Here is a 5,203-nt window from a genome sequence, read left to right on the forward strand (position 1 = left end):
GTGAGCGTGGTGCGGTGGGCGTTGATAAAGCCACAGCCGTTACAGGTAATGCCGGACGGATTGGCAATCACCACCTCGGCTTTGCGTCCGGCCACTTCAATCCAGCCGTTAAGGTGACTGGGGTCGCGGCTGTTGACTTCATTGAGGATAATTTTGGCTTCCCCTTTGGCGAGCCACGGATTCCCGGCCACCATCCCGCCCAGCTGGGTCTCAGTTGCTTTTGCGCTGTTATTGAGGATAACCCCGTGTTTATCGACATCAAACTGGCGATAGGTATTGTGGGAAACGCCCGCAGCGCTGGGGGTCTGGATATTGACCTGCGGGGTACCGTTGGCACTGGAAATCATGGTCGGTTGTTGATGACCCGGCGCCTGTCCATCGGCCACCATCGCCGCCTGTGCGGTGAGTGAAATCCCGCCCAAAGCCAGTAATAAACTCAGCCGTAATGCCGTGAAGCGGCAAAGTCGTTGAGCCGATGGCCGACTACGGCGGCGGGCGGTGCTTTGTTGTCCGCCAGTAGCAATCTCGGCCACCACCATCGGCAGATTTCGGGAGTGGTTAAAGATAATACGATATAAGTGTTTATTCATGGTTATTCTCCGCGAAGGTGTCCTGAATGTGCTACGACGCGCGGGCAGCACGGTGAGGCTAAAAATCGCGGGTCAATTTCGCAGCGGTATTAACCCTAAATTTCACTTAGCGATCAATGTTCGGGGTTGATTATTAGCCGGGTAACTAAAAGCGGGAATTTGGTTAAGATAACAGCAAAAACAGGGGGTTATATTTTAAGACAAAAAACAGGCCAATGTTATTATCCTGTTACAAAATATATAAAAAATGCATTAATATTAATCATTTAATAACCAATGTTAATAATTTCAAATTAATTTTACTTTTTTGTTTAATTATGTGACGCAGATCACAAAGTAAGATCTCATTTCAGACAAAAGTGACTTGCAAAAAGCGGATTTTTGTTATTGCACGAACAGGTAAAAACCTTTCCCTCTGTCTGACAATGCTGAGGCGATATCATGGCAATTACGTTAGCTTTTTTACGGAAAAAGCCAGAAAATAATTGGGAAAATATTCATCTTGGTCATTCTTCTATATTATTTTCCTATTTTTACTTTCACTGTTTTCATATGGGAATATTTGTGATTTTTTATTATCAGTAGATTATAGTAAATCCAGTAAATATTATTTCATGAAAGATTAAAGTGAAAGGTAGGAGTTGAGAATAATTATAAAACATTGTCATAATTAATTGTTTCTCTTATGCAAAAATAATTAACCTTGTAAGTTATAAAAACAAACCATTATTATTTTTATGTACTAGACTATGAATGCCCCCAATTGGGAGAAGTTACTTGTACAATAATTTAATATATTGATTATTGAAGAGTATTATTTTATTTAAGAGGGATATATGAGCCAAAAGAATGATTTCAAAGCTTTTTCTATTGGTAATAATGCTAATGTAGTGAATCAAGAGAGATATGAGGAAAGTCAAAGTTTGCTGACAGGATTTCCATCAGAGAATATTCCTATCCATGTCTTAAATAAGGTATTACGCCAATCATCGACAATAGCCTCTGTGGTGGCTAATTTTATTGCGACACAATCTGACGATGATGTTTTAGATGATGGAGACATGGTTAAACTCACTGCCAAATTAAATCTGGCCATAAAACAAAAAGTTACAGCAGAAATTAATAGTGCCTCATTGACACAAAAAGGTGTTGTTCAACTGACTAATGAAATAGGTAACAATGACACATTAGCAGTGACACAAAAATTGGTTCAGGAAATAGTCAATTCATTGCGTGGAAATATTGATGGCAAAGTACCCAATGGCCGAAAAATAAATGGTAAGGCTTTGATTGGCGATATTAATCTGAATGCGAGTGATGTGGGGGCATATACTCGAGCGGAAGTAGATAAATTGATTAAAACAACCAGTGAAATTCCTGTTGGTTCTCCTATTCCTTGGCCGTTGCCACATCCACCTTTTGGCTATTTTACTTGTAATGGTTCCGCTTTTAGTAGATCACAATATCCGAAGTTAGCAGAAGCTTATCCTAGCGGTAGATTACCCGATTTAAGAGGTGAGTTTATTCGTGGTTGGGATGATACGCGTGGTGTTGATAATGAAAGAAAATTGTTGTCTTGGCAAGATGGTTCTTCATTAGCGGAATATCTCGGGAACTTTAGCACTGGGGCAGCGCAAAATATATTCGGTCGGGATGGAGTTGCATATCACGATCCGAAGCAAAACAAATACAAAATATCATCATTAGAAAGTATTGGTATTGGAGTTGATTATTTCCGGGTCAGACCTCGCAATATCGCATTTAACTACATCGTAAAGGCAGAATAATAATGACACACGAAAATATCTTAGATACTGAAACCGCTATATTAGGTGAAGATGGTTTAGCAACTAAAGCTGGCTGGATAAAGGTTTATCATGTTAATCCTTATTCGAGAGAATTCGTTGGCACTAATGTTGAATATGTGGCAGAAGGGGTAGGTGTATCCGCGCATTCTTATCCTGATGCGCCAAATTTTTCTGATACTGATAATCTGGTTGTTCGTCGCAGTGCGGACGAAAGCCATTGGGAAATTGTCCCTAACCATCGAGGGAAAATAGCTTACGACACACAAACGGGTGCACAACAAGAAGTTTCTGAACTGGGTGAATTAGCAGAAACATTGACATTCGAGCCACCGGCGACTGATTTTGATCAATGGGATGGTGAAAAATGGGTAACGGATATTGAAGCGCAACAAGCCAGTCAGATTAAACAGGCAGAACAACAACGTGATATTTTCCGCCAACATGCCAATGAGGCCATAACGGTATTGCAATATGCAGTTGAAACTGAAATGGCATCGGAAGCTGAAAAGGCGTTATTACTCGATTGGAAAAAGTATCTAGTATTATTAAGTCGGGTTGATATTTCATTGGCATCAGATATTAACTGGCCTGAAAAACCGCAATAATAATTGTATTAAATTTTTACCGTATTTAAATATTTTTTAAATCTTCGCTTTAATTTAATAAAAGCTCGTGTGAAAACGAGCTTATCGTTGTGCTATGGATAATGGGATAAATCAAGGCGAACTTTTTAATAATTTAGGGGGAATATATGAGTCAGAAAAATGATTTTAAGGCTTTTTCTATTAAGAATGGCGCTAATGTAGTGAGTCAAGATAGATATGAAGCAAGTCTGGATTTACAGACGGGGTTTCCACCCAATGATGTTCCAACTCATTTGTTAAATAAGGCACTTCGTCAATCATCAGTAATATCATCCGTTGTAGCCGATTTTATTGCGAGAGAATCTGGCAGTGATGTTTTGGATGATGGTGATATAACGAAACTTATTGGACAATTAGATACGGCATTGAAGCAAAAAATTGCAAAAGAAATGCCTATCGCTTCATTAACACAAAAAGGGGTTGTTCAGCTTACCAATGTCGTTGGCAATAGTGACACATTGGCAGTGACACAAAAATTAGTGCAGGAAATAGCCAATTCATTGCGTGAAAATATTAATAATAAAGTACCCAATGGCCGGAAAATAAATGGTAAAGCATTGACCGGTGACGTTAGTCTGAATGCGGGGGATGTGGGGGCTGCATCAATTAATGATGCAATGCGTTTTACTAATTTGAATGGATGGGAAAGCATATATAACGGTTATTCTTGGGTTGCCCCTAATACGCCTTTCGTCACTCGATATGGGTTGCCAAATGTGTATGGAGTCCAGTTAAGATTTAGTAATGTAAATGGTGCATCAAGCGAAGGTATTGAGGGAGTATGGAGTCACAGGTTGGTTTTCATGCATGAAGGCGATACATATCGTACAGATAGTATAAACGCCGATAGCAAAAGACAATCTACACGCAGGTTTTGGGATGATAGAAACGCTAAACCGGATAATAATGGATTCCTTAAACGAGCCTCTCCGGTAGTAGAAATTTATCCTGATGGCACATTCTCAACTAATGAAGAATCAGAGGGCGCAGACGTTAAAAAAGAAGGGACCGGCATATATCACCTATCAAATATTTTAGGGTATAACGCGGATGGTGGTTGGGGAATACATGGGGGTATTTCTGTTCCTCACGATAACAATAATCTCGAACTGATTTTTGTTAAGGATCATGTTCAACCTGATGGTTCCATTATTGTTAAAACTTTCCACCGTCAACATTCACATTTGCCTGAAATGTTTCAGAACTGGCGAGTCAAATCTATTGATGACGAGGGTAACAAAATATTCTATCAGGATGGGGAACCCTGTGATATTCCCGACTATTGCCGTTTAGATATTCGTGTCCAAATGCCAGAAGATTCACCGTGGAACTTGAGACAAAAGAAGTTGCAGGAAGAATATAAATAACATATACCTTTGATCACAATTTGTAGTAATACGGGGCCTAATATGGCCCTGTATCTTATTTTTTACGCAATTATCCGGCTATTTGCAATAAGTATTTATCTATTAATATAGATACAATTTCCAGTAAAAATTCATCAGGTCGTGACATCTTAATTAATCATATTTAGGTAGTTAATCGATTTGTCTTTATTAAAAGCCTTGAATATGACTCAGGTATTTTATTTCAATGTTAGGAAAGCCATAATTAAATAAAACTCTAATTCCATCTATATTTTTATTTTTCTGACAAGTCAGATTTTAATTATTAAAGATGGTCAAATGAGAAATAAGACAAGTCCGAAAATGCATTTTAATTATAATATATAACTTTTAGTTTCCCCATTAAATACAATCAATTAGATAATTTGGCGGAATTCATTGCATGATATTTCACTTTGATAAGCTTGCATTAAGTCAATATACGTGAGAATTTATTTACCAGCCGACACACGGTGGATTTTAAATATCATTAAATGTGCTACAGCATATTAAGTTGTTATAAATAGATGTTAATTGATATCTTCGTTTATCTCATCTTGTTCGGTTATTTAATCAGGTTTGGTACGGTTTAACGTAAGTAAGTTTGCACTTCCTGTCATATATAAAGGTAAAAAGGTGCCATGAATACCAGGGCGCGAGCATACTTTTTTAACGCCTATTGAAAGTAGAGTAATGACATGATCTAATCACGCTTATTTCTCTTCAGATAGCTCAATGATGACTCTGATTGAACACCTCGCCGTTGTTAAAGAAAC

At 38.2% G+C, this 5,203-nt stretch carries 5 protein-coding genes; 4 read left to right on the forward strand and 1 reads right to left on the reverse strand.

All coding sequences use genetic code 11. The annotated features are described in order from the left end of the window. The coding region (locus tag EAE89_RS22095; protein ID WP_214086587.1) for a two-partner secretion domain-containing protein at positions 1-590 on the reverse strand (590 nt) is incomplete at its 3' end. Between EAE89_RS22095 and EAE89_RS24070 the strand changes: the two genes are divergently transcribed. The 4 genes from EAE89_RS24070 (at position 589) to EAE89_RS22110 (ending at position 4,409) form a co-directional block, all read left to right on the forward strand. Continuing rightward, positions 589-720 (forward strand): hypothetical protein, encoded by a 132-nt coding sequence (locus EAE89_RS24070; protein WP_262500115.1) that lies wholly within the window; start codon positions 589-591, stop codon positions 718-720. The two genes, EAE89_RS22095 and EAE89_RS24070, sit on opposite strands and share 2 nt — an antisense overlap. Positions 721-1,426: 706 nt before the next feature. Next, positions 1,427-2,377 carry a tail fiber protein gene (locus tag EAE89_RS22100; RefSeq protein WP_214086588.1) on the forward strand — a complete coding sequence of 317 codons (951 nt, stop codon included), beginning with the start codon at positions 1,427-1,429 and terminating at the stop codon, positions 2,375-2,377. A gap of 2 nt (positions 2,378-2,379) precedes the next feature. After that, positions 2,380-3,003, forward strand: coding sequence for a tail fiber assembly protein (locus EAE89_RS22105; RefSeq protein WP_214086589.1), 624 nt, complete (start codon positions 2,380-2,382; stop codon positions 3,001-3,003). Between the two features lie 146 nt (positions 3,004-3,149). After that, positions 3,150-4,409, forward strand: coding sequence for a phage tail protein (locus EAE89_RS22110; protein ID WP_214086590.1), 1,260 nt, complete (start codon positions 3,150-3,152; stop codon positions 4,407-4,409). Positions 4,410-5,203 lie beyond the last annotated feature (794 nt).

It is taken from the genome of Photorhabdus heterorhabditis (genome assembly GCF_018448905.1).
In the GTDB taxonomy this organism is placed as follows: Bacteria; Pseudomonadota; Gammaproteobacteria; order Enterobacterales; family Enterobacteriaceae; genus Photorhabdus; species Photorhabdus heterorhabditis.